Here is a 25905-nt window from a genome sequence, read left to right on the forward strand (position 1 = left end):
GCCGCGAACCGCCGCCCCATGCGCGCGCCACCGCCTGGCCCAGCGCCGCGCATTCGGCCGCCAACGCGACCTGGAAGCGCGCCACCAGCGGGTTGCCCGGCCGATGCGCCGGCCGCACCGCGAACACCCGGAACGGAATCTGGAATGCCAGCGGTCGCGCCACGATGCCCGCGCCCTCGCCCGCCAGCGCCAGGGCGGTCAGCGGGTTGACGATGGCCAGCCCCAGGCCGTGGCGCACCATCGCGCAGACGGCCACCGCGTTGTCGGTCTCCACCGCCAGCCGGCGGTCGACGCCGGCCTCGGCGAACACCTTGTCCACCCCTTGCCGGTAGCGGTCGCGCGGGTGGAAGCTGACGAACGCATGGCCGGCGAAGTCGGAGGCCGCCAGCCGGCGCCGCGCCGCCAGCGGATGGCCGGCAGGCAGCACCGCCACCTCGTTGAGTTCCAGCAGCAGCGAGGCCTGCGCGCCGGCCAGCGCGCCGTCGTGCTCGGCCACGCCCAGGTCATGCGCCTGTGCCGCCAGGCGTTCTTCTAGCAGCGGCGACTCGTACGGATTGACCGACACGCTGACGCCCGCGTGCGCCGCCTGGAAACGCGCGCAGGCGCCGGGCAGCAAGGCGTGCGCAAAAGCCGGCAGGCAGGCCAGCGACAACTGCCCTTGCGTGAACTGGCGCAGCCGCAGCGCGGTGTCGGCCACGCGCTCCAGCCCGGCGTAGGAGCGCTGCACCTCCTCGAACAACGCATACGCCTGCGCCGTGGGCTGCAGCCGCCCGCGCACGCGGTCGAACAGCGCCAGGCGCAGCAGCGACTCCATGCGCGACAGCTCGCGGCTGACGGTGGGCTGCGAGGTGGACAGCGCCGCGGCCGCACCGGTGACGCTGCCGGCGGTCATCACCGCGCGGAAGACCTCGACGTGGCGGTGGGTGAGCGAAGAGAGCATCCGCCAACCATATCAAATTTGTACGAGATTGCGAAATCAAAGCATTGGACGGATATGGTTTCGGAGGGCAGCATGGCGCCATGACGACGCTGCAACACCCCGCCCCCGCCACCTTCACGCCGGAACGCCTGCGTGCGCTGGCCGCCGCGCACGCGACGCCGCTGTGGGTCTACGACGCCGGCACCATCCGCGCCCGCGTCGAGCGCCTGCGCCGGTTCGACACCGTGCGCTTCGCGCAGAAGGCCTGCTCCAACACGCACCTGCTGCGGCTGATGCACGGCCTGGGCGTGCAGGTGGACGCGGTCTCCGGCGGCGAGATCGAGCGCGCGCTGCACGCCGGCTACGATGCCCGCGACGAACACGCTGGCATCGTGTTCACCGCCGACGTGATCGACCGCGCCACGCTGGCGCTGGTGGCCGCGCATGGCATCCCGGTCAACGCCGGCTCGGTGGCGATGCTCGATCAGCTCGGCGCGCACCTGGGCCAGCACGCCGCCGGCCATCGCGTGTGGCTGCGCATCAACCCCGGCTTCGGCCACGGCCATAGCCGCAAGACCAACACCGGCGGCGAGCACAGCAAGCACGGCATCTGGCCGGGCGACATCCCGGCCGCGCTGGAGGCCATCGCCCGCCACGGCCTGCGGCTGGTAGGCCTGCACATGCACATCGGCTCGGGCGCGGACTACGGCCACCTGGCGCAGGTGTGCGACGCGATGGTGCAGCACGTGCGCGAGGTCGTCGTGCACGGTCACGACGTCAGTGCCATCTCGGCCGGCGGCGGGCTGTCCGTCCCCTACCGCGTCGGCGACGCCGTCGTCGACACCGACCACTACTTCAACCTGTGGGACGACGCGCGCCGCCGCCTGGCCGACGAGCTGGGCCACCCGCTGCGACTGGAAATCGAGCCCGGCCGCTTCCTCGTCGCCGAGGCCGGCGCGCTGCTGGCCGAGGTGCGCGCCGTCAAGGACATGGGCGGCAACCACTTCGTGCTGTGCGACGCCGGCTTCAACGACATGGTGCGCCCTGCGATGTACGGCGGCCACCACGCGATCAGCCTCGTCGCGCGCGCGGACGCGGCCGGGCGGGACGCGCCGCGACCCAGCGTGGTCGCCGGCCCGCTGTGCGAATCGGGCGACGTGTTTACGCAGGACGCCGACGGGGTGGTGCAAGCCCGCGCGCTGCCGTCGGCCGAAGTCGGCGACCTGCTGGTGTTCCACGACGCCGGGGGCTACGGCGCCTCGATGAGCTCCAACTACAACACGCGGCCGCTGGCGGCCGAGGTGCTGGTCGATGGCGACGTGTCGCGCCTGATCCGGCGGCGGCAGACGGTGGCGGAGCTGATCGCGCTCGAGGATTGAGTCCCATCCCTTCAAGGTCTTTTTCCGACGCCATGGCACCACGGTGCTCGGCCGTTGCATGCGACGTCGGGCCGGGCACGGCGTGGCCACCGTCACCGACGAAATCATCGACCTGCACGACCGCATCTTGGGCAAGCTGTTCAACGCTGCCAAGAACGAACATCAGCCAGCGGCTGAGCCAGTAGGATGATCCGTTCCTGCCACACAGAAACGCGGCCGTCACTCCCTACGTCCAGCGGCAACGACAACTCCGCACGCAACTCGTTCTGGCGTGATGTGCCAGCAAGATCCAGGTCGTCACTTTTTCGCTTTCGTCTTGAAGCGGCACGGGCAGCTCCAGGCCTTCGGGCTTCAGTACGTCACGCAGCGTACGAACGCCTTCGCTCCATGCCGCGATAGGCGGGAACAGCGGGGGGGGGCAGCACCAGACCACGGTGCCTTCATCATGGTCTTCTCTTCCGAGATGAACTGGGAGTTACATGGGCCATGTATTTCCGTCGGCGATTCTGACTTCTAAAGGCAAGAGTGCGATCGTCAATCTGCTGGCGTACGCGAGGCGGAACGCCTTCAAGAAGAAGGAACACATTGGTCCCCCCGAACTGTTCAGTAGCCTGGAGTCGGTTGCCTTGTGCTAATAGCTGCGCGGCCTGAGATGGCAGATGAATTTGTTGAGCCATGACAACCAGCTCAGTGAATACTTCGTCGTATTCAAGGCTGACAGGAGAACCGCTGACAAAGAGATCGTTCTCGGCGGGGCGGCCCTCAAGGAAAAGTGCGCGATCAGAGTCGGCTGTATGAGCCCAGGCGAACGCGATGACAGCCAGCAGTAGCAACGTACTTACCTGGGCGTGGCCATCCTCAAAAAGCTTTAAAACAGTCTTGGGGCGGATCGTTGTTTCTAGAAGAACGGCAAGTTCTTCTAGTGAGTGAACGGACCACCAAGCCAGAAACAGACTCAGTAGTGCTTCTGTACTGGTTCCTAAAGTGGCAAACATGTGTCTCAGCACTTGGTGCCTAACTGAAGGTGCAATTTCAGGTGCGTTTCCAGCGAGAGCACGGGTGACAAGATCCGCTAGGCTCTGGTAGCCTTCACTGTCTTGTGAGGACAGTGCTGATGACGTGGCTTGGCCGCCGCAATGACAGCATGGATCCCCCGGTAGCAACCACTTCTTGTTTTCACCGAATGGCGTCTCACATGCTCTACAGCGACTATGCAAAAGCTGCTTATGGCTAGGGCAAAAACGCATTGCAGGGGATTGGTGGGGGACGTGCCAATGCGCAAGCCCAAACTGCAAGGTATCGCTGGCAACGCAATCTGGGCAAAGGCGAAGTACATGCTTAAAGTCACGACGGGTCGATAGCGCGAATCGGATCAATGCATTCGCATTTCCGTCAGCCAAGGCGTCTCGCCATCGAGATGTGATGTCAGCAGTGAACATGCTTGAAAGCATTGGGAACAGGGAGTGGCTCATGATCAGCTCTTCTCCGCTTACCCGATCATCCAATGCAAACCTTGCGAACGTTCTTGTTTTGTAGCCGAAGCGGTTGTTGACGCTGTCGACCGGTCCCTGATAGAAGGTCTGGACCGAGCGCGCCAGGCTGGACTCACGTCCGGACCTCAGGCACGCAAGGTGAATGGACAAGATGGTGGCGTCAGACGGGAATGCCGGAATCATTAGTGGTGACAGAGGGTTTTGAGACAATGTTTTGCTTCGAGGACCGTTCAACTACGCTTCGCGCCGAGAATTTTGAAACTCTGCGTCGCCCACCTGGCGGCCTCTCCAAGCAGATTTCCCTCTTGAGTCGTTTTGAGACTTTGTTATCCGCTTCCTCTGGAACGGGTGTCGGTGCAGTTTTGGCAGGATACCGTCTTGCGCCTCACAAGATCTTGAAATCGATGGGTTTGAACGTGCCATTGTTGGACCCTTCGGCCGAACACGCGGTCAGTCCGCACACCAGGTCCATCTCGGCCCGCAGGTCGATGTGGTCGCCGGCCTTGGACGTGGGGACATCAACGGTGATGCGCCCGCCTTCGTGGATGTTGACGTTCATGAACACGTTGAACGTGGTGGTGATCTGTGCACCATCGATGCCGAAGGGGGCAAGGGCTTTGCTCAAGTTCTCGAAGCAGCTGGGGTGGTGCCCCACGTGCTTGTACAAGATCTCGAACATTTCCTGACTGCAGGGCGTGAGCAGGAAATCGTGCTTGCCCACACTGTCCTCCAGGATGGTGAACATCACTTGGCTGTCGTTGGCATACAGCAGGTCGCCTTTGCTCAGGTAGATCTTGCTGGCGTAGTCCAGGCTGCGCCCAGATGACAGGGCGCAGCGGTGGTCGTGTTCGCTCACCGCAAACAGGTCGGCCACTTGCTCGCCCATGGGATCCATGATCCGGAGCGTTTGGCCTTTCTTCAAACGGAAGCCCGTGCCACTTTGTGGCGCGATGCGGGTGTGGTTGCACGTGTGCTCGGCGGTCATGTGGATGAACTCTGTGGCGTCTGAGCTGTTTGCAAGGCTTGAGCGAACACGCCTTGGAAAGGCAGCCATGCCAGGGTGGAAAAAACCTCGAATGTTTTGTTCACCGACGTGGTCCAGGCCTCGGTGGCCGATGACAAGGAGCGCTGCAAGATGGCCGCGGACTCGGTGACTTCCGGATAGCCGGACTCGCTCAGCGTTCCGCTGGCTGGCGCTTCTTCCATGGTCATGTTCTCTCCGCGAAGAAGCCTGCCCACATTGGCCAGTCCATGTTCCATGGAGGCGGTGACGTGGGCGATGGTCTCGCTCAGGCCGAGGCCGCTCGGATAGTGGGCGGTCAGCGTCATCTTCGTGTGAGCGCCATCTTCGCCCGTTGGCGCAAGCTGGATGCGGGCAGTGCTGACGACCTCCGGACCGGTGATCCGCCAGCTCAGGCGTTCTCCTGCGATTTTCTCCGTGACCTCCAGGTGGGCGCCACGGCCATTCGGCAGCAACTCTGGATGCGACTCAACGTCCGCCCAGATCGCGAAGACGTCCGCGACGGGCGCATCGATGTCCAATGATTTTTCGAGGTTGATGGTCATGTGAGCTCCTGTGGATGGTGGTGGAATGGGCACTTCCATTGGCTGGACACTGGGCGGCCGGAATACTGCCGTGCTTCGGTTTGATGGCCAAAGTCGGTCAACACGGGATTGACCGATCCCTGGTAGGCCATGTCGCGCTGGCGAATGGCGGTCTTCAACTTGTCGTACCCGCCTTCCGCCCGCAAGGATTCGAACTGCTCGTGGGGGTTGAACACCAGGCAGGGCTGGTCCACCTTTCTGGCCAGGCGCGATGAAGCCTGGTGCAGGCCAATCACGAAGAATGCCCGGCCACCCACGCTGAACGAGAACTTGGCATCGTCCGGGTCATTGCTGACCGATGGGTCCCAGTCGAAATGGCGCACATCCACGTCATGGATGAGCTGGAGCTGCCTCCAGAGCAGTGCCTCGAACTCGGGTTCGGTCAGGTGAGTCGGGTTCTTGAACGAAGCGATGAAGCTGGTGAAAGGTGCGCGGACATCCTTCAAGGCCTGCGAAAACTCATAGAGGTCGTGGCAGATCGCCAAGGCGGCCTCCTCGGTCCCCAGCGATGCATAGACCCCCAGGCGATAGCTTTGGCGGTTGATGACCGAACGTGCGGCGACGCATGGAAAGCCCTGATCGAGGACTTTGCTTTTCAGGCGATCGTGAATGACCATCGCCTCGGCGCCAACGCCAGAACCAGGGGCGTGGTTCCAGTGGTTGACCTCTGGCTCGAAGTAGCAGCTTTGGCCAGTGGCGCGGGCATCACCACGCAGTGGATTGCGCGCCCAGGTGCTTGTCGATGGTTGATGGAGTTGGGTGGTCGTTGAGTAAGCCATGACATGGCTTTAGCAGTTCTCGTTCCCACGCCGCGCTGTCTGATGGGCCTTGGATGTTCGTCCGGAGTCCGCAGGTCCGCCCATGCCGAGAAACTTTTGCCGCAAGTTGCGCTGCCATGCCTGCCGGCCACCCACGTTCGCTCATGACATGTCGTTCGCGGCATCCAAGGGCACGTTGACGGGGGCCTTGCGCTGGATGCTCTGGTGATGGGCCTCGATCAGGTCGGCCAGTGCGCCGGGATCGGTGGGCTTGACCAGGTGCGCGTTGAAGCCAGCGGCTTGCGAATGGCTCCTGTCGCTTTCCTGGCCGTAGCCTGTCAAGGCGATCAACAGCGCATCGGCGGTCTGGGGCAACTGCCTCAGGCGGGCCGCCACTTCGTAGCCATTCATGCCCGGCAGTCCGATGTCCAGCACCACCACCTCGGGCGCGTACACCGGCGCACACGCCAGGGCCTGGGGGCCGTCGCCAACGGTCTTGACCTCGTTGCCCGAAAATTTGAGGAACATGGCGATGGACTCGGCCGCGTCGACGTTGTCATCCACGACGAGCACCCGGCATCCCAGGGCTTGGCGTTCGGGCTCCACCAATTGGGCAGGCTCGGCGGGCGCATTGACTTCGACCAGGCAGGGCAGGACCACGCGGAACTCCGAACCCTGGCCGGCCCCCCGGCTGAAAGCCAGCACCTGGCCGCTGTGCAACTGCACCAGGCGGTGCACCAGCGTGAGCCCCACGCCCAGCCCGCCTTGGCTGCGGTCGAGTGACCGCTTGCCCTGCTCGAACAGCTCGAAGACATTGGGCAGGAGGTCTTCCTCGATGCCAATGCCGTTGTCGGTCACCGTGATCTCAGCCTGCCCGTTCTCGACGGTCAGGGTCAGGTGGATGGCGCCACCTTCCTCGGTGTACTTGGCCGCGTTGTTGAGGAGGTTCGACACGATCTGCAGCAGGCGGGCGAAATCGCCGCGCATCCACACGGGGGTGGCCGGCAGCTTGTGCGTCAAGGTGTGGCGGCGTCCCTCGATGAAGGGACGCACGGTTTCCATGCTTTGCGATATCACCGTCTGCAGGTCCACCGGCTCCATCTGCAGCACGATCTTGCCCTGGCTGATGCGCGCGACATCGAGCAACTCTTCGACCAGCCTTGTCAGGTGCTTGATCTGGCGGTCCATCACATCGTTGGCCCAGTCGAGCGTGGGTTCGGGCGGCACGACCCTGCGGATCACCTCGATGGCATTGCGGATGGGGGCCAGGGGGTTGCGCAATTCGTGCGAAAGCATGGCCAGGAATTCGTCCTTGCGCTGGTTGGACAATTGCAGCTTGGTTTCGGCCTGGCGCCTTTCGTCGATCTCGGCCTCGAGCGTGCGGTACAGCCGGGCGTTTTCGAAGGCCATCGCGGCGCGTCCGGCGACGTCTTCCAGCGTGGACCAGTCTCGGTCCTCGGTGTCCATCACCACCAGCAGGGCCCCCAGGACACGTTCGCCCACCACCATGGGGATGGCCCCGCCAAAATGAGGTGGTGGCAAGGGGGCCCTCGTCGATGAGGCCAAGGCCTGGGTCACCGCGGCCCTGCCATGCTGAGGCAAGTGGGCCAGTCCCCCATCGTGGAACACCCGCGTGCCGGTGGCCTCGTTCGCTTCGCAATGAAGCACCTCGTCGAGCACGGTCACGGTGGCCTGGGTGGCCACGTCAGGCACCAGCAATTCCAAGAGGCGGCGCATGCCCACCCGCACGTCGAGGGAACCACTGAGCGCGCGACTCGCCTGGGCCAGGAAATTCGAGCGTTGCGTGGTTTCCTCGGCCAGGCGCCGGGCCGCTTCGGCGGCCACCAGCGCCACGCGCTCTTCCGCTTGCCGGTGCGTGTGGCGCTGCAGCTTGTGCAGGTCGACGAACACGCGCACCTTGCTGCGCAACATCTCAGGCACCACCGGCGACAGGATGTAGTCGACCGCGCCGAGCGAATAGCCTCGCGAGGTCTGCATCTCATCGGCATAGGCCGTGATGAAGATGATGGGCGTGTGCGCGGAACGCTTGTAGTTGCGGATGAGCTGGGCCGTTTCCAGTCCGTCGATGTCCGGCATGTTGACGTCCAGCAGGATCACGGCGAACTCGCGCTTGAGCACCTCCTTCAGTGCCTCGCTGCCGGACCGCACGAACACCAGGTTCTGCCCCATTTCTTCCAGCACGGTTCGGAACACCAGCAGCTTCTCGGGCAGGTCGTCCACGATGAGGATGTTGACCTTGTCATCCTCGCTGTCCGGGGGCATGGTCAGGTCGAACTTCACAGGCACAGCCAGCCCCTCAGCACCGCGAGCAGGTGCATGGGGTCGACGGGTTTGGACAGGTAGTCCCACGCGCCAGCTTCGATGCACTTCTGGCGGTCGCCTTTCATGGCCTTGGCGGTGACGGCCACCATGGGCAGGTCCTTGCCGCGGGGCAGTTTGCGGATCTCTTGCATGGTGGCGATGCCATCCATCTCGGGCATCATGATGTCCATCAGCACGATGTCGATGTCGGGGTCGGTCTCGACCAGGCGGATGGCCTCGCGGCCGTTGTCGGCCGAGACGATGACCATGCCCTCGTCGTCCAGCACGGTGGCCAGGGCAAAGATGTTGCGCATGTCGTCATCGACGATGAGCGCTTTCTTGCCCGCCAGAACGCTGTGCGCGCCGCGAACCGACTGGATGGCGTCGCGTTCCGCATCGGACAGCGACGATGGGCTGCGGTGCAGGAAGAAGGCGGCGTGCGCCAGCAGCGTCTCAAGTGAACTCGCCTGCCGAAGCCCGAAGCCGTTGTGCGGGCGTTGCCAGGCCGAGTCGTCGCCCTGGCCGTGGAAGACCACGGGCAGTTGCTTGAAGCCCGGCTTCTGCTCCATCGCGTCGCGCACATCCTGCGGGTCGATCACCGCCAGGCTGGCGTCCACGACCACGCAATCGGCATTCTCGAGCGCCTGGCGTGCTGCTTCGGGTTTGTCGGCGATCAGCACCTCCACCTCGGCGTCGAGGGCGTTGACGAACTCGGTGCGCAGCATCGACGGCGGCATCAGCAGAAGCAGCGTCTTCAAGGGGCGTTCGGCGAACTGGTAGAGGTGTTCCAGGGCCTCGTCGACCACATCGCGCGATTGCAAAGGCTTGCTGAGGAAGCTCACGGCGCCCGCCTGCAACGCCCGCTCACGCGAGTCGTCGGTGGAGACGACACAGATGGGGATGTGCGAGGTGTCCTGGTCGTTCTTGAGCCGCTCCAGGATGCGCCAGCCCTGCATGTCCGGCAGGTGGATGTCCAGCGTGATCAGCATGGGGTGGTAGTCCCGGGTCATCGACAAGGCGCCCGCGCCCGTGGTGCTGACGAGGCCCTTGAAACCGCACTGGCGCGCAGCGTCGAGCAGCACTTTGGCGAAGGCCAGGTCGTTCTCGACGATGAGCAACACGCGGTCGCCTGGGTTGATGGCCTCGCGGTCATCGTCGGCCACATTGGCGAAAGCCGTGCTGTCGGCCACCGGCAAGGCCGTGGAACGGGCCAAGATGCTGGCGCTCAAGAGCGTGGCGTCCTTGGCCGAAGGCGCAGGCTGAGCGGCCGGCCGTGGGACGGGGCGTGCATCGAGCGGCGACATTGGCGTGATCGCGGCTGGCGACATGTCGCCAGCGGCCAGGCGGGGCGGGCGGGCCATGCGCGCAGGGTTGTAGTTCTGCGGCAGGTACAGCGTGAACGTGCTGCCCTTGCCGGGCGCGCTTACCAGGCGGATCTCGCCACCCAGCAGGCGAGACAATTCGCGGCTGATGGCCAAGCCCAAGCCGGTGCCGCCGTATTTGCGCGACGTTGAACCATCGGCCTGCTGGAAGGCCTCGAAGATGATCTGCTGCTTGTCGGCCGAGATGCCGATGCCGGTGTCGGAGACCGAGAAGGCCAGCACCTGGTTGGCGCGCGAGAGCTCTTCGTTGTCGATCGACCAGCCGGAGTCGGCCGTGGCCACCGAGAACACCACCTGGCCCTGGTGCGTGAACTTGAAGGCGTTGGACAGCAGGTTCTTGATGATTTGCTGCAGGCGCTTGACGTCGGTGACCAGGCTCTTGGGCAAAGGCGCGGCCATGTTGACGAGGAACTCGACGTGCTTGGATTCGGCGAAGTGGCGGAAGCTCCGTTCGACCGAGCGTTGCAGGTCGTCGAGCCGCAACTCGCTGACGTCCACGGCCACCGTGCCCGATTCGATCTTGGACAGGTCCAGGATGTCGTTGATGAGCATGAGCAGGTCGTTGCCGGACGAGTGGATGGTCTTGGAGAACTCGACCTGCTTGCCCGTGAGGTTGCCTTCCGGGTTCTTGCACAACTGGTCCGACAGGATCAGCAGGCTGTTGAGCGGTGTGCGCAGCTCGTGCGACATGTTGGCCAGGAACTCCGACTTGTACTTGGACGTGAGCGCGAGCTGCTCGGCCTTTTCTTCCAGGGCTTGGCGCGCCTGTTCCACTTCCTGGTTCTTGCGCTCAACCTCGTGGTTCTGGTGGGCCAGCAGGCGGGCTTTTTCCTGCAGTTCCTGGTTGGTCTGCTGAAGCTCCTGCTGGCGGCTTTGCAGTTCTTGCGCCAGCGATTGCGACTGCGTGAGCAGGTTCTCGGTGCGGGTGTTGGCCTCGATGGTGTTGATCACGATGCCGATGGATTCGGTCAGCTGGTCGAGGAAGGCCTGGTGGGCCGGGTTGAAGCGGTCGAGCGAGGCGAGTTCGAGCACGCCGCGCACTTGGCCTTCGAAGATCACTGGCAGCACCAGCACGTCCATGGCCGCGTTCTCGCTGAGGCCGGAGGCGATGCGGAAGGCGGCGGTGGGCACATTGCTCAGCAGGATTTTCTGCTTGTCGATGGCGCACTGGCCGACCAGGCCCTCGCCCAGGCCGACCTCCTTGCCGTGGGTGTATTGGCCACCCGAGGCATAGCTGGCGAAGAGCTTGAGCATGGCGCCTTCGGGCGAGCCGCTGAGCACGTAGAACTCGGCCTGCTGCGCGCCGACCACGGGGGCCAGCTCGGACAGGATCAGCTGACCCACGGTGACCAGGTCTTTCTGGCCTTGCAGCATGCGGCTGAACTTGGCCAGGTTGGTCTTGAGCCAGTCTTGTTCGGTGTTCTTCTGCGTCGTGTCCTTGAGGTTGCGGATCATCTCGTTGATGGTGTCCTTCAAGGCCGCGACCTCGCCCTGCGTTTCCACGGTGATGGAGCGGGTCAAGTCACCCTGCGTCACGGCGGTGGCCACCTCGGCGATGGCGCGCACCTGTGTGGTCAGGTTGGCCGCCAGCTCGTTCACGTTCTCGGTCAGGCCCTTCCAGGTGCCCGAGGCGCCCGGCACCTTGGCCTGGCCGCCCAGCTTGCCTTCCACGCCCACTTCGCGGGCCACGGTCGTCACTTGGTCGGCGAAGATGGCCAGTGTGTCGGTCATGGAGTTGATGGTGTCGGCCAGCGCGGCGATCTCGCCTTTGGCTTCCACGGTCAGCTTTTGTTTCAGGTCCCCGTCGGCCACGGCGGTCACCACCTTGGCGATGCCGCGCACCTGCGATGTGAGGTTGCCGGCCATGAAGTTCACGTTGTCGGTCAGGTCCTTCCAGGTGCCCGAGACGCCTTGCACCTGCGCCTGGCCGCCCAGGCGGCCTTCGGTGCCCACTTCCCGCGCCACGCGGGTCACTTCGGCGGCGAAGGAGGACAACTGGTCCACCATGGTGTTGATGGTGGCCTTGAGCTCGAGGATTTCGCCTTTCACGTCCACCGTGATCTTCTTGGACAAGTCACCGGCGGCCACGGCCTTGGTCACGTCGGCGATGTTCCGCACCTGCGACGTCAGGTTCGAGCCCATGGAGTTCACCGAGTCGGTCAGGTCCTTCCAGGTGCCGGCCACGCCCTGCACATCGGCCTGGCCGCCCAGCTTGCCTTCGGTGCCCACTTCGCGGGCGACGCGCGTCACTTCGGCCGCGAAGCTTCGCAGCTGGTCCACCATGGTGTTCACGGTGTTCTTCAGTTCCAGGATTTCGCCCTTCACGTCCACAGTGATTTTCTTGGACAAGTCGCCAGCGGCCACGGCCTTGGTCACGTCGGCGATGTTGCGCACTTGCGATGTCAGGTTGCCGGCCATGAAGTTGACGGACTCGGTCAGGTCCTTCCAGGTGCCGGCCACGCCCTGCACGTCGGCCTGGCCGCCCAGTTTGCCTTCGGTGCCCACTTCACGGGCCACGCGGGTCACTTCGGCGGCGAAGCTTCGCAACTGGTCCACCATGGTGTTGATGGTGGCTTTCAGTTCCAGGATTTCGCCCTTCACGTCCACGGTGATCTTCTTGGACAGGTCACCGGCGGCCACGGCCTTGGTCACGTCGGCGATGTTGCGCACTTGCGATGTCAGGTTGCCGGCCATGAAGTTGACCGACTCGGTCAGGTCCTTCCAGGTGCCGGCCACGCCCTGCACGTCGGCCTGGCCGCCCAGCTTGCCTTCGGTGCCCACTTCGCGGGCCACGCGGGTCACTTCTGCGGCGAAGGATGAGAGCTGGTCCACCATGGTGTTCACAGTGTTCTTCAGCTCCAGGATTTCGCCCTTCACGTCCACGGTGATCTTCTTGGACAGGTCGCCAGCGGCCACGGCCTTGGTCACGTCGGCGATGTTGCGCACTTGGGATGTCAGGTTGCCGGCCATGAAGTTGACCGACTCGGTCAGATCCTTCCAGGTGCCGGCCACGCCCTGCACGTCGGCCTGGCCGCCCAGCTTGCCTTCGGTGCCCACTTCACGGGCCACGCGGGTCACTTCGGCGGCGAAGGAGCGCAGTTGGTCCACCATGGTGTTCACGGTGGCTTTCAACTCCAGGATCTCGCCTTTCACGTCCACGGTGATCTTCTTGGACAGGTCGCCAGCGGCCACGGCCTTGGTCACGTCGGCGATGTTGCGCACCTGACTGGTCAAGTTACCGGCCATGAAGTTCACGTTGTCGGTCAGGTCCTTCCAGGTGCCTGACACGCCCTGCACATCGGCCTGGCCGCCCAGCCGCCCTTCGGTGCCCACTTCGCGGGCCACGCGTGTCACTTCGGCCGCGAACGATGACAGCTGGTCCACCATGGTGTTGATGGTGGCCTTGAGTTCCAGGATCTCACCCTTCACGTCCACGGTGATTTTCTTGGACAAGTCACCGGCGGCCACGGCCTTGGTCACGTCGGCGATGTTGCGCACCTGCGACGTCAAGTTCGACGCCATGGAGTTCACCGAGTCGGTCAAATCCTTCCAGGTGCCGGCCACGCCCTGCACATCGGCCTGGCCGCCCAGCTTGCCTTCGGTGCCCACTTCGCGGGCCACGCGGGTCACTTCGGCCGCAAATGACCGCAGTTGGTCCACCATGGTGTTGATGGTGTCCTTCAACTCCAGGATTTCGCCCTTCACGTCCACGGTGATTTTCTTGGACAAGTCGCCGGCGGCCACGGCGGTGGTCACTTCGGCGATGTTGCGCACTTGGGATGTGAGGTTGCCGGCCATGAAGTTCACGGATTCGGTCAAATCCTTCCAGGTGCCGGCCACGCCCTGCACATCGGCCTGGCCGCCCAGGATGCCTTCGGTGCCCACTTCACGGGCCACGCGGGTCACTTCGGCCGCAAATGACCGCAGCTGGTCCACCAGCGTGTTGACGGTGCTCTTCAGTTCCAGGATCTCGCCCTTGCCGTCCACGGTGATTTTCTTGGACAAGTCACCAGCGGCCACGGCCTTGGTCACGTCGGCAATGTTCCGCACTTGAGACGTGAGGTTGCCGGCCATGGAGTTCACCGAGTCGGTCAAGTCCTTCCAGGTGCCGGACACGCCTTCCACCCGCGCCTGGCCGCCCAGGATGCCTTCGGTGCCCACTTCGCGGGCCACCCGGGTCACTTCCGAGGCGAAGCTTCGCAGCTGGTCCACCATGGTGTTGATGGTGTTCTTCAGCGTGAGGAACTCGCCCTTCACGTCCACCTCGATCTTCTTGGAGAGGTCGCCCTTGGCCACGGCGGTGGTCACGTCGGCGATGTTGCGCACCTGGTCGGTCAAGTTGCCGGCCATGGAGTTGACCGAGTCGGTCAGGTCTTTCCAGGTGCCGGCCACGCCTTTCACACGGGCCTGGCCGCCCAGCTTGCCTTCGGTGCCCACTTCACGGGCCACGCGGGTCACTTCGGCCGAGAAGTTGCCCAGTTGCTCCACCATCTTGTTGATGGTCTTGGCGGTGCGCAAGAATTCACCTTCCAGTGGGCGCCCCTCGACTTCCAGCGCCATGCTCTTGGAGAGGTCGCCCTGGGCCACGGCGCCGATCACCCGCGCCACTTCGCTGGTCGGGTGCACCAGGTCGTCGATCAGCGCGTTGATGCTTTCCACCGACTCGCCCCAGAAGCCCCGGGCTTCGCGCAGAGAGGCGCGTTGCTTGAGCTTGCCCTCCTTGCCCACCACTTGCCGCAGGCGGGCCAGCTCGAAAGCCATGCTCTCGTTTTGATCGACCACGTCGTTGAAGACATCGGCCACCTTGCCGGCGATGCCTGACCAATGGCTGGGCAATCGCACGCTGGCATCACCCCGGTGCAAGGCCGTCAGGGCCGACAGCAGCTGAAACAGCTCCTGCTCGGTGGAAGTCGTGGGAAGGTGGGGGGTTTCCAGGACTTTCATACAACCTCGTCAAGGGGTAAAACGAACTTGGCAGCGCGCCGTCACCACACGACTTGCCCAGGCAGGAGGCGGGCCGTGGCTGATTATCCTAATGCATCGCGCCATCGAAGCGATCGTCCGATGGCCGCGCGTTCCGTTCAGTACTTCTCGGGCACTTCCCGCAGGCGCATGAGCCCTTCCTGGGCCACGGTCGCGACGAGGGCGCCGCCCTGCGTGAAGATGCGCCCGAAGTTCATGCCCCGCGATGCCGACGCATTCGGCGCGTCCATGTCATAGAGCAGCCATTCGTCGACCCGGAAGTCGCGGTGGAACCAGATGGCATGGTCCAGGCTGGCCGACTGCATGTTCGACTGAACATAAGAGACCCCGTGGGGCAGCATCGCCGTGCTCATCAACACGAAATCCGAGGCAAAGGCGAGGACGCACATGTGCAAAAGCGGGTCGTCCGGCAGCTTGCTCTGGGCCTTCATCCAGTGGCGGCGCTTCGGCTCCTTCTTCACGGGGGCGAAGGGGTTCACCGGGTCGATGGGGCGGATCTCGATGGGTCGTTCACGCTCGAACACCGCGCGGATCTTTTCCGGGATCATGGGCGCGATCAGCTTGCGGAGTTCGTGCTCGCTGGGAACGCCTTCCGGGCCCTCCACCTCGGGCATGGCCGTCTGGTGCTCCAGCCCGTCTTCGTGCACCGCGAACGAGGCCGACATCAGGAAGATGTTTTCGCCATGCTGGATGCCTTTCACGTTGCGCGTGCAAAAGCTTTTGCCGTCCCGGATGTTCTCGACCTGGTAGACGATGGGCGCGTTGACGTCGCCCGCGCGCAGGAAGTAGCCGTGCATGGAATGGGGCAACCGGCCCTCCACCGTGCGGCCGGCGGCCATCAAGGCCTGGCCCAGCACCTGACCGCCAAAGACGTTCTTGCCGAAGAAGTTGCGGCTGGTGCCGCGGTAGATGCCCCGCTCGATGGTTTCCAGGTCGAGGAGGTCCAGCACTTCCTGCATCACATTGCTCATGTCACTCCGTTCGGTCAACTGAAGAATTCACATGGATTCTCCAACCATTCTGGCGCCAATTCCACCGCGCTGGGTGAATCGCGGCAGCCCGCCGCATAATTGGCCGACCGGTGCCCTGGGCACCTTTTGAAACGCCGAGAAGGACGCCCCGCTTGAGCAAGTCGAGCCATGAATTGGTTGGTCAGGAAGTCGAACGGCTGGCGTTGTTCGTCTCGTCCATCACCGACTACGCGATCTACATGCTCACACCCACGGGTGAGGTGGCGAGCTGGAACGCGGGGGCGCAACGCTTCAAGGGTTACACCGCGCAGGAAATCATCGGCCACCACTTCTCGCGTTTCTACACCGACGAAGACCGCGCCGCCGGGGTGCCCGTCCGCGCGCTCGAAGAGGCCCGGCACCGTGGGCGCTTTGAAGCCGAAGGCTGGCGCGTTCGCCAGGATGGTTCGCGCTTCTGGGCCCATGTGATCATCGACGCGATCCGCGACGAGCACGGCGTGCTGGTGGGTTTCGCGAAGGTCACCCGTGACATCACCAAGCAAAAGGTGGCGGCCGATCAATTGCGGGACAGCGAGCGACGCTTTCGCATCCTGGTGCAGGGCGTCACCGACTACGCGATCTACATGATCTCCCCCAGTGGCGAGATCACCAACTGGAATGCGGGCGCCCGGCGGATCAAGGGGTTCGAGCAAGACGAGGTCGTGGGCACCAACTTCGCCCGCTTCTACTCGGCGGAAGACCAGGCGGACGGGGCGCCGCAGCGGGCCCTGGCCAGGGCGGCAGCCGAGGGGCGTTTCGAGGCCGAAGGCTGGCGGATGCGCAAGGACGGCAGCCGTTTCTGGGCCCACGTCGTGATCGACGCCATCCGCAACGAGCATGGCGAGCTGGAGGGCTTTGCCAAGGTCACACGCGACATCACTGAAAGAAGGCATGCCCAGGCCGAACTGGAGAAAGCGCGCGAGGCGCTCTACCAGGCCCAGAAAATGGAAGCCATCGGCAAAGTGACCGGCGGGGTCGCGCACGACTTCAACAACCTGTTGAACGTGGTCAACAACGGCTTGGCGCTCCTGCGCCGCACCAGCACCACGGCGCATGACGTCCGGCTGATCGACACCATGGACAAAGCCCTGAAACGCGGGGCCACCTTGGTGCAACAACTGCTGGCCTTCGCGCGGCAGCAGCCCCTGGTCAAAGAGCACAAGAACCTCAACCGCGTCATCAGTTCATTCGAAACCGTGTTGCAGCGCGCGGGCCGCAGTGGCGCCAGCTTCGAGTTGAACCTGGCCGATGCATTGCCCACTGTCGAGATCGACACGGCGCAGGTCGAAACGGGCCTGCTCAACCTCGTGGTCAATGCCTATGACGCCATCAGCGTTCCAGGGGGCCGGATCATCGTGTCGACGCAGGTCCTTGAACTGGAGGCGAACCAGGTCAGGAAGCTGCCGGCGGGACGGTATGTGGCGCTGTCCGTGGCGGACAACGGCCATGGGATGCCCCCGCAGACCATCGACCGCGCGACGGAGCCTTTCTTCACGACCAAGGAAGTCGGCAAGGGCACGGGGCTGGGTTTGAGCCAGGTCTATGGCATGGTTCAGCAGTCTGGTGGCGACCTGACCATCGAATCCGAGGAGGGACGGGGCACGGTCATCACCTTGTACTTCCCGGTCTCGCAAGGCGGTGCCGAGGAGCACGCCGACTCGGAGCTCGAAACCGTGCTGGTGGTGGACGATCAGACAGAAGTCCTCGACGTGACGGCCGAGCTGTTCAAGAGCCTGGGTTTTGAGGTGTTCTCCGCCAGCTCTGGCGAGCAGGCCCTCGACGTGTTGAAGCGCACGCCCCGGATCAGCCTTCTGGTCACCGATGTCGTCATGGGCGGCATGAGTGGTGTGGAACTGGCCAAGGCGGCGAGCAAGCTGGCGCCGACCCTGAAGGTGATCCTGGCGTCCGGCTATGCCGGCGCTGCCTTCGCGACGGCCTCAGGAGGGAAGCTGGAGGGCTTCCACTTCCTGAGCAAGCCCTACCGTGTCAATGACATCGTCCGCAAGCTGCGCGCGCTGGGCTAGGGCTTCCTGGGCGAACTTTTCCACCGATCAGCACGGTCAACCGCTAGCCACCCGGGGCTCGGGAAAGTGCCAGAAACCCGAACCGGATGCTGGGCATGAGCCGTCGCTACGATGGTCGGCATCAACCAAAACTGGAAGGAGCCCGGCATGGAAACGCAAGAACTGCACCGCGGACGTTTGATCGATCATCTTCAGTTGGTGGTTCGCGACCTGGCGGCCAGCCGGTCGTTCTACCAGGCCGTCTTCGGTGTCCTTGAGATCCCGATCGGGGGGCAAGGCGAGGACTTCTTCTGGGCGGACGAGCTCTTCATCTCGACCTCGGGCAGCCAGGCCGCACAAGGCCAACTGACCGGCCGTCACCACTTGGCTTTCCAGGCCCGGGACGAGGCCATGGTGAAGGCGTTTCACGCTGCTGCGCTGGCCCATGGTGGCCAGGACAATGGGGCACCTGGCGAGCGGCCTTATCACCCGGGCTATTACGCTGCCTTCGCGCTGGACCCGGACGGCAACAACATCGAGGCGGTGTTCCACGGCCAGGCGCAGCGCAGCGCGCCTTCGGTGAAGGTGACGTTCTAAGATGGTGTCCCCTCGGCTGTGCGCCAACGAAGTGCACCTGTGGCTGACGTTCGTCGACGACCCGAGGCTGGATGGCCTGCTGGACGACTACCGCCGCCATTTGACGGCCGATGAGCTTGCGCAGACGCGGCGCTTCCATTTCGAGGCCGACCAGCGGCGGCACCTGGTCACGCGGGCCCTGCTGCGGTGCACCTTGTCCAGGTACGCCGATGTCGATCCAGCGGCCTGGCGTTTCGAGGTCAGCGACCACGGGCGCCCGCGCATCGCGGCCGGCCATGGACTGGCCAACGCCCTCGACTTCAACATCTCGCACACGAAGAACCTCGTCGTGGTGGGGGTGAGCGCGCACGGCGGCCTGGGCGTGGACACCGAGAACGTGGCCCGGCGCAAGAACCTGATGCACCTGGCGGACCATTACTTCTCTCCCGATGAAAAGACGGCACTGAGGTCCTTGCCCCCGCCCGAGCAGCATGCTCGCTTCTTTGAATACTGGACCTTGAAAGAGGCCTACATCAAGGCCTTGGGCCTGGGCTTGTCCATCCCGCTCGACCAGTTCAGCTTTGACCTGACACAGGCTTCCCGCATCGGGCTCAGCATCGACCCAGCCTTGAAGGACGACGCGACGCGTTGGCTTTTCTGGCAGTGGACCTTGAAGTCGGATTACCGCCTGGCCCTGTGCGTGCCGCGCCGGGGCGATCTGCCCCCCCGAGTGCGCCTGTGGGACACACTGCCATGGCTGTCCAGCCAGCCTTGCGAGGCTCCCCCATCGCGCACCTCGCACCCGCCGGATGCGTGAACTGGCGTGCCACCGTGCCTTGGTACAAAATGCCGCCCTGGAAGCAGGCAACGAACGACAAAGGACACCGGCCATGGGCGCGCAGTGGAAAGCAAAACACAAGGATCTGGCCGCCAATGCCAAGGGCAGGCTGTTCGGCAAGTTGTCCAAGGACATCATGATCGCGGCACGCCATGGCGCCGACCCGGCCGCCAATTCGCGCCTGCGGCTGGTGGTCGAGCAGGCGCGCAAGGTGTCGATGCCGAAGGACACCCTGGACCGGGCGATCAAGAAAGGGGCCGGCCTGACCGGCGAGGCGGTTCATTTCGAGCACGTGGTGTACGAGGGCTTCGCGCCCCACCGCGTGCCGGTGATGGTCGAATGCCTGACCGACAACGTGAACCGTGCCGCCTCTGAAATGCGCGTGCTGTTCCGCAAAGGCCAGTTGGGCACCTCCGGCTCGGTGGCCTGGGATTTCGACCACGTGGGCCTGATCGAGGCCGAGCCCAGCACCCAGGGCGCCGACCCCGAGCTGGCCGCCATCGAGGCGGGGGCCCAGGATTTCGAGCCCGGCGACGAAGATGGTGCCACCGTTTTCCTGACCGACCCGACCGACCTGGACCTGGTCAGCCGGGCGCTGCCAGCCCAGGGTTTCACGGTGTTGTCGGCGAAGCTGGGCTACAAGCCCAAGAACCCGGTCAACCCGGCCAGCCTGAGCGCCGAGGCGCTGGAAGAGGTGGAAGCCTTCCTGGCCGCTCTGGACGCCAACGAAGACGTGCAGAACGTGTTCGCGGGCCTGGCGGGCTAGGCCCCGGCCGCCCGCAGGCTCACTGCTTCACCAGTTTCCATTTCTGGTTGGACGCGCCCGACCACAGGCCCTGCTGCACATTGGCACCATCGGCCGTGCTCGCGCCGGCCACCTCCAGCGACAGGCCGCTGTTGCGGTTGACCAGGCGATGGCTGCCATCGGCCTGCACTTCAAAGCTCCAGCGCTGCGCCGCCGAGCCACTGGCCAGGCCTTGCTGCACGTTGGCGGCGTTGAGCAGGCCGCCACCGGCCACTTCCAGGCGCATGCCGGCGGCGTGGTTGGGGCTCAATTCATAAAAGCCGTCGGCCGACGCCGTGATGGCCCACTTCTGGTTGGCCCCGGCCAGCCACGTCCACTGCGTCACGTTGGTGCCACTGGCCACGGCCGCGCCCGCCACATCCAGTGCCTTGCCGCTGTGGCTGGGCGTCAGCCGGTAGTTGCCCGCCGCGATGTAGTTGCCGCTGACGGGCGTGATGGTCCACTTCTGGTTGTTGGTGCCGGCCCAGGTGCGTTGCTTGACCGTGGCGCCACTGGTGGTTGAAGACCCGGTGACCTCGATCACCTTGTTGCTGTTGCTGTTGACCACGCGGTAACTGCCATCGCCCACGGCGGTCAGCAACCAAGTCTGGCAGCGTGAAGTGGTGGCGGTGTATTGCTGCACGGTGGCGCCGTCGGCGGTGCTGCAGCCAGACACCTCAAGGCGCTTGGCGCTGTGCTGGGCGCTCAACTGGTACTTGCCACTGCCCAGGTTGATGAGCTTCCAGCGCTGGTTGTCGGTGCCCGCCCAAGGCAACTGGTTGGTCGCCGCCAGGTTGGCCGTGGATGCGCTCGCGATGCTCAACGCCATGCCGCTGTTCTTGTTGATCAGCCGGTAAACGCCATCGCCGAACGGGTCGGCGGGTGCGGGCTCGTCCCCATCGATCTGCTGAAGGTAGGCCACCAGGTTGCCCAGGTCGGTGCCTGCCACGGTGTTGCCGGCGTGGGCCAGCACGGCCGCGGCCAGTGTGGGGGCGCTGCCATCGTGCAGGTAAGGCCCCGTGGCCCAAAGGCCGCGCAGCGTGGGCACGTCCAGCCCCGTCAGCGCTGCACCCAATCTGTTCCCACTGCTGGGCTTGAGGGTGCCGATGTTGCGCATGCCGCCGCTGAGTGCGCTGGTGGTGAAGGCCAAACCACCATGGCAGCTCGCACAGGCCGCGTTGGCGAACACCGCCTTGCCCGCCAGGGCGGCCGTGCTCAGCGTGCCTGCCGCAGGGCGAAGGGGGCTGGGGTTGAAGCTTGACAAGGAAGTGACGTACGCCGCCAAGGCATCCAGGTCGGCGCTGACGCCGGCCTTCGTGGTGCCCAGGGGCTGGTTGCGCGTGCCCGTGTTGTAGGCAGCATCGGTCATCAACCCTGTGCCGCCTGCCAGATCGCGGATCTGCTTCTCGAAGTCCTGCACTTCATCGAAGTTGCCGCTCCAGTGCAGCAGGCCCTGGCCCATGCCCGCGTGGCCGCGCAGTGAGATGGTGTTGCGCAGGCCTTCATTGTGGTTGCTCAGGTCCCAGGTTCGGCCATCGTGTTCGCCATCGTTGTGGCAGCTGGCGCAACTCATGTAGGCATCGCGGGCCAGTCGGGGGTCGCGGGCATCGTGGAAAAGCTGTTTGCCCAGCAGCACGGTGGCGCCGAGTTTTTCGGTGCCCACGCTGGTCCAGGTGCCCGCCAGCGTGCTGGCCAGTTCACCGTTGTTGACCAGCGGGCCCAGGTTGACCACGCTCACACTGCGGCCCATGAAGTTGTGCACGTACAGGCGCTGGCCATCGGGCGACACCGCGAGGCCCTGGGGGGCCAGGCCCACGTTGATGCGGAAGAGCTGCGAGCCTCTGGCCGCGTCCAGCACCGCCACCTCGCGGCTGGTCTCCAGGGCCACGAACAGGTAGGTGCCGGTGGGGTCGAAAGTGGCGGCAGAGGCCAGGCTGCTGTTGTCGTGATCCGCACGCAGGGCGCTGTCTTCCAGGCCCGAGGCCAGGGTGATGCGGCTGCTGATGGCGCGCACGGTGCTCTGGAAATTCAACCCCTGGCCATTGCGCAGCATGCCGCGCGCCACGTTGTCTTGCTTGGAGGGCACCCAGGCGGTCTGGCCATCGGGTGAGATGGCGGCCGCGCCCAGGTAGTTCGGCAGGCCGCTGCCCGTGGTCTCGGTGTCGGCTTTGTTGCTGTAGGTCAGCCTGGCCGTCTGGCGAAGCGTGAGGTCGCCGGCATTGACGATCCACACCTCACCGCCGCCGCCGGTGGGGTCGATGGTGGCGGTGCCTTCCCCCGCCATCGGGGCGGTGATGAAGCGAGACACCAGTACCGTGGCCGAGTCCGCGCTCACGGCAAGGTGGCGCGGGCTGTTGCCCACTGACAGTGTGGCCAGGATGGCGCCGGTGCTGCCATTGAGCTTGAGCACCTGGCCGGTGGCGGACAGGCTGACGTAGGCTTGGCCATCGGGCGCGATGACCAGGCCCCAGGGCTGCGAGGCTCGGGGCAGTTGGATGGTGTTGCTGACGGCCAGGGTGCCAGGGTTGATGACCGAGATGCTGGCGCCGTCACGGTTGCTGACCCACACCGAGCCGTCGGCCGCGAGGGCCACGGTGCGTGGGGCGGCGCCAGTGGCAATCTCCTTGAGCTTGCCGCCGGCGCTGGTGTCGAAGACGCTGACCGTGTCGTTGTCCGTGTTGACCACCCACAGCCGGGCCGCGCCGGTGCCACGTGGCTCCAGCAGCAAGGCGCTGGATGCGCGCGGTGTGTTGCCAGTGCGCGAGCCATAGACCGCCTGCACGAACACCTTGCTGGCGGTGCGGCCGTCGGCCGTGCGCGCCGTCAGCGTCACGGTGTACAGGCCGGGTGCGTTGTAGGCGTGGGTCACGCTGCTGCTGCCGCTGTAGGCGCTGCTGACGCCATCGCCAAAGTCCCAGGCAAAGCTCAGGCCTTCGGCTTCCAGGCCGCTGGCCGAATAGCTGGCGGTGGCGCCACTGCCAATGGCCTTGGCAGTGATCGCGGTGCTGGCCAGTGGGGGCAGCGCGGTGCCGCCTGCGGGCGTGCGGGGCAGGAAGCTGGCGGTGTTGGCAAAGTCAGCGTCGCTGGCCTGCGTGTCCAGCCAGAGCTGGCCATTGCGGTGGTGCACCACATAGCCGGGGAAATTCTTCGAGCGCAGTGTCAACCCTGAGCTGGCCAGCCCGGGTTCGCGGCAGAAGGTGGCGTCATTGGCGAACAGGGCCGAACCGTCGTTGACCCCCAGCTGCAGCCGGTAGTTGGCGTGGCGCATGAACTTGCCCGGTTGCGCGGTGGCTTCCAGGGACACGCAGGCCGCATCGGCCAAACCCGCGCGCACGGTGAACTGCGCGTTGGCCGGCGCGGAGTCTGCCGTGGCTGCGGGGACGATGACGCCCAGGCCGGTGGCATCGGTGGCCATGGCGTAATTGGCGGGAGTGAGGGTGGACAGCGCATAGCTGCTGCCCACGGCAAGGGCGGGTGTCTCGGCGACGGACTTGACCGACATGCCGATGGCCACGGTGGTGGCCACCGAGGGCACGCCATTGGCATTCAGCACCGCCAGTTGGTAATAGCCCGGCGGGACCACGTTGGCGCTGGCCGGCAAGGTGGCCGTCAACATGTCACCGGATTGCGTGAAGGGCAGCTCGATGAAGCGCTGTCCGTTGTTGAACGAGTGCGTGACCGTGCCATGGGCGATCAGCACCAGGCGCGCCATGGCAGTGGCGTCGCTCATCTGCACGACCACATTCGCGCCGACATTGAAGGACTTGGCGCTGATGCCGATCAAGGCTGGGCGCGTGGCCAGTTGTGCTGCGCCGCCCACCGTGGTGAACAGGTAGGGCGGGTAGTAGACCTCGGCGTTCTGGTTGTTCACCGGGCCTGGCGCGCCGCCACCCGTGGACAACACCGTGCCATTGGGCAGCAGCAGCGTGGCCGAGTGGTAGACCCGGATCTGCGCGGCGCTGGCGCCTGTGGTCCAGGTGCCGGTGGCCGGGTTCCAGATTTCGGCCGCATAAACGGCGTCGGCCCCACCGTTGTTGCCCAGCTTGGTGCCGCCCGTGGCGAGCACCTTGCCGTCGGGCAGCACCACGGTGTTGACGTATCGGCGAGGCAGGGCCATGGCCGCCGTTTCGGTCACCACAGGGGTGGCGCCGTTGATGTCGATCAGGCTGGCCTTGTTGCTGGCCGGGTAGCCATCGCCATTGAAGTAACCGTTGCCGCCCACCTGCAGGATCTTGCCCGGCGCGTACATCACGGCCGAACTGGTGGCGCCCACATTGACGGGCGCGGTGTTGCTGGCCGGGGTTTTGAACTTGCCCAGCACGGTGATGGCCCCGGTGCCCGCGTTGGCATTGACGTCCAGGCTCCACAGCGTCTCGGCTGAGATGCCGAAGACCTTGCCATTGGGCGCGACCCAGGCGCGTGGGTAAGAGGCGCGCAGGTAGTCCGGGCCAAAGGCATCGCGGCTGCGGGCCCCGGCCAGGCTGGTCCAGCCCGTGCCTGGTTTGTAGATCTCGGGGGTCATCGACACGGTGCCATTGGCGATGGCCGTCTCGGGGTTGTCCACCATGCCCTCCTGGTACGGGTCCATGCCGCCCAGCATCACCATGCGGCCGTCCGGCAGTGGCAGCAAGGTGGCGTACCAGCGCTGGTCGGCCAGGGCGAACACATCGTTGGCCCGGCTGGAGGCGGAGGGGCTGAAGAAGGCGCTGTTCACGGGTGAGTTGCCGCCGGTCAGCATGAGCCGGCCATCGGCCAGCCAGGCCGCCGTGTTGCAGAAACTGTCGAGGTAATTGGCGTTGTAGGTGGACTGGTGCGCCGCGTCGGCGAAGCCCAGTGAGGGTGTCCACAGGTCGTCGGTGCGGCCGTTCTGCGTATCAGGCGTGTTCTTCGGCGTGCCATAAGTGAGCACCCGGCCATCGGGCAACAGCGCCGCGTGCAGGCCGTTCATGGGCCAGGCCTTCGTGCCGCCCCACATGCCGCGGGTGGCGGCATCGGCGGGGATGGCGAGGTTCTGCATCAGCGGGTCGTCGATCGGTGCAATGGGCACACTCAGGCTGGTGGCCACGCTGCCCGAGGCCACCGCCATGCCCCGCGAGCGGCCCGTTGCCGTGTCGGAGGGGCCGGCACTGCTGCGCGTGTTGTCGCCACCCCCGCCGCAAGCCGCCAACAGGGTCAGGACGGCCAAGGTCGATAGCAGGTGTTTGGCCAGGTCGGGCAGCGTGCGTGTGTTCATCGGGATGAGGCCAATGTGATTTCGTGGAGCAGGCGCGGGCGGTCCACCGGGACGCCGTTGAAACGCTGGATCAGCGCGCCCTGGGCGTCGAAGAGGTACAGGGATGTGCGGTGGTCGCCGGGCAGGGCGCCCTGGCCTGCGGGCAGGCGGCGCGTGTTGAGGGCCTGCATGCGGTCCGCCAGGGTCTGCACGGCGGTGGGGGTGCCCGTGACGAAGCGCCAGCCGGGGCGGTCTGCCCCCAGTCGCTGTGCATAGGCCCGCAGCGTGGTGGGCGTGTCGCTGAGCGGATCGACCGTCACTGACAGCAGGACGAGCCGCTGCCTGGCGGGCCCCGGCAGTTGCGCGTGGAGTTCGGTCAGCTCATGGACCTGCGCTGGGCAGGTGCTGGCACAGTGGGTGAACACGAAGTGCAGCAACACAGGCCGGCCAGCCAGGCCATCCGGGGTGAGCGCCTGGCCGTGGTGGTCCAGCAGTGCCAATCCCCGCAGGGCCACGGGCTGTGCATGCACCAGCACGGTCTGCAAGATCAACAGCAAGGCAACAACACAGCGGGACATCGTGGCAACGGGGTAGGCCAGGGGCCGAAGCAAGCCGCCACCATGGCCTGCTCGTGCTGGCAC

At 65.1% G+C, this 25905-nt stretch carries 16 protein-coding genes and 1 pseudogene; 6 read left to right on the forward strand and 11 right to left on the reverse strand.

Annotation, left to right across the window (positions count from 1 at the left end):
- On the reverse strand, positions 1-940 hold a 940-nt coding region (locus tag ACREB4_RS18275), incomplete at its 3' end, for a LysR family transcriptional regulator (protein ID WP_431589674.1).
- An 80-nt stretch (positions 941-1020) separates the two neighbouring features.
- Between ACREB4_RS18275 and lysA the strand changes: the two genes are divergently transcribed.
- Entirely contained in the window at positions 1021-2298 is a 1278-nt protein-coding gene (lysA, locus tag ACREB4_RS18280) for a diaminopimelate decarboxylase (RefSeq protein ID WP_431589675.1), read from the forward strand.
- 58 nt (positions 2299-2356) lie between these two features.
- The gene (locus tag ACREB4_RS18285; RefSeq protein ID WP_431589696.1) at positions 2357-2488 is read left to right on the forward strand and encodes a hypothetical protein; all 132 of its coding nucleotides are present in this window, start codon (positions 2357-2359) and stop codon (positions 2486-2488) included.
- 253 nt (positions 2489-2741) lie between these two features.
- On the opposite strand, the gene ACREB4_RS18290 is transcribed toward ACREB4_RS18285, so the two are convergent.
- The 8 genes and pseudogenes from ACREB4_RS18290 to tesB all read right to left on the reverse strand — a co-directional run bounded on the left by ACREB4_RS18290 (position 2742) and on the right by tesB (position 15812).
- Complete coding sequence (locus ACREB4_RS18290) at positions 2742-3293, reverse strand: hypothetical protein (RefSeq protein ID WP_431589697.1); 552 nt, start codon at positions 3291-3293, stop codon at positions 2742-2744.
- Positions 3294-3524: 231 nt separating this feature from the next.
- Positions 3525-3974: pseudogene (locus ACREB4_RS18295) on the reverse strand (TniQ family protein); the annotation flags it as partial.
- A gap of 202 nt (positions 3975-4176) precedes the next feature.
- Positions 4177-4776, reverse strand: coding sequence for a DUF1989 domain-containing protein (locus tag ACREB4_RS18300; protein ID WP_431589676.1), 600 nt, complete (start codon positions 4774-4776; stop codon positions 4177-4179).
- The gene (locus ACREB4_RS18305) at positions 4773-5357 is read right to left on the reverse strand and encodes a hypothetical protein (protein WP_431589677.1); all 585 of its coding nucleotides are present in this window, start codon (positions 5355-5357) and stop codon (positions 4773-4775) included. The genes ACREB4_RS18300 and ACREB4_RS18305 overlap by 4 nt, the downstream gene beginning before the upstream one ends.
- On the reverse strand, positions 5354-6175 hold the full coding sequence (gntA, locus tag ACREB4_RS18310; RefSeq protein ID WP_431589678.1) for a guanitoxin biosynthesis heme-dependent pre-guanitoxin N-hydroxylase GntA: 822 nt from the start codon (positions 6173-6175) through the stop codon (positions 5354-5356). The genes ACREB4_RS18305 and gntA overlap by 4 nt, the downstream gene beginning before the upstream one ends.
- A gap of 141 nt (positions 6176-6316) precedes the next feature.
- Positions 6317-8455: an ATP-binding response regulator gene (locus ACREB4_RS18315; protein ID WP_431589679.1), complete on the reverse strand. Its 2139-nt coding sequence runs from the start codon at positions 8453-8455 to the stop codon at positions 6317-6319.
- Positions 8452-14802 carry a HAMP domain-containing protein gene (locus ACREB4_RS18320; protein ID WP_431589680.1) on the reverse strand — a complete coding sequence of 2117 codons (6351 nt, stop codon included), beginning with the start codon at positions 14800-14802 and terminating at the stop codon, positions 8452-8454. The genes ACREB4_RS18315 and ACREB4_RS18320 overlap by 4 nt, the downstream gene beginning before the upstream one ends.
- A gap of 137 nt (positions 14803-14939) precedes the next feature.
- The gene (gene tesB / locus ACREB4_RS18325; protein ID WP_431589681.1) at positions 14940-15812 is read right to left on the reverse strand and encodes an acyl-CoA thioesterase II; all 873 of its coding nucleotides are present in this window, start codon (positions 15810-15812) and stop codon (positions 14940-14942) included.
- A 152-nt stretch (positions 15813-15964) separates the two neighbouring features.
- On the opposite strand from tesB, the gene ACREB4_RS18330 reads away from it, so the two are divergent.
- The 4 genes from ACREB4_RS18330 to ACREB4_RS18345 all read left to right on the forward strand — a co-directional run bounded on the left by ACREB4_RS18330 (position 15965) and on the right by ACREB4_RS18345 (position 20034).
- The gene (locus ACREB4_RS18330) at positions 15965-17875 is read left to right on the forward strand and encodes a PAS domain S-box protein (protein WP_431589682.1); all 1911 of its coding nucleotides are present in this window, start codon (positions 15965-15967) and stop codon (positions 17873-17875) included.
- Positions 17876-18022: 147 nt separating this feature from the next.
- Positions 18023-18451 carry a VOC family protein gene (locus tag ACREB4_RS18335; protein WP_431589683.1) on the forward strand — a complete coding sequence of 143 codons (429 nt, stop codon included), beginning with the start codon at positions 18023-18025 and terminating at the stop codon, positions 18449-18451.
- 1 nt (position 18452) lies between these two features.
- Positions 18453-19247, forward strand: coding sequence for a 4'-phosphopantetheinyl transferase family protein (locus ACREB4_RS18340; RefSeq protein WP_431589684.1), 795 nt, complete (start codon positions 18453-18455; stop codon positions 19245-19247).
- A 73-nt stretch (positions 19248-19320) separates the two neighbouring features.
- Positions 19321-20034, forward strand: coding sequence for a YebC/PmpR family DNA-binding transcriptional regulator (locus ACREB4_RS18345; RefSeq protein WP_431589685.1), 714 nt, complete (start codon positions 19321-19323; stop codon positions 20032-20034).
- Positions 20035-20053: 19 nt separating this feature from the next.
- On the opposite strand, the gene ACREB4_RS18350 is transcribed toward ACREB4_RS18345, so the two are convergent.
- Positions 20054-25285, reverse strand: a complete 5232-nt coding sequence (locus ACREB4_RS18350) for an RICIN domain-containing protein (RefSeq protein WP_431589686.1) — start codon at positions 25283-25285, stop codon at positions 20054-20056.
- Positions 25282-25875 (reverse strand): SCO family protein, encoded by a 594-nt coding sequence (locus ACREB4_RS18355; RefSeq protein ID WP_431589687.1) that lies wholly within the window; start codon positions 25873-25875, stop codon positions 25282-25284. Before ACREB4_RS18355 ends, ACREB4_RS18350 begins: the two co-directional genes overlap by 4 nt.
- Positions 25876-25905: the final 30 nt, after the last annotated feature.

The organism is Aquabacterium sp. (assembly GCF_050725395.1).
Classification (GTDB): Bacteria; Pseudomonadota; Gammaproteobacteria; order Burkholderiales; family Burkholderiaceae_C; genus Aquabacterium.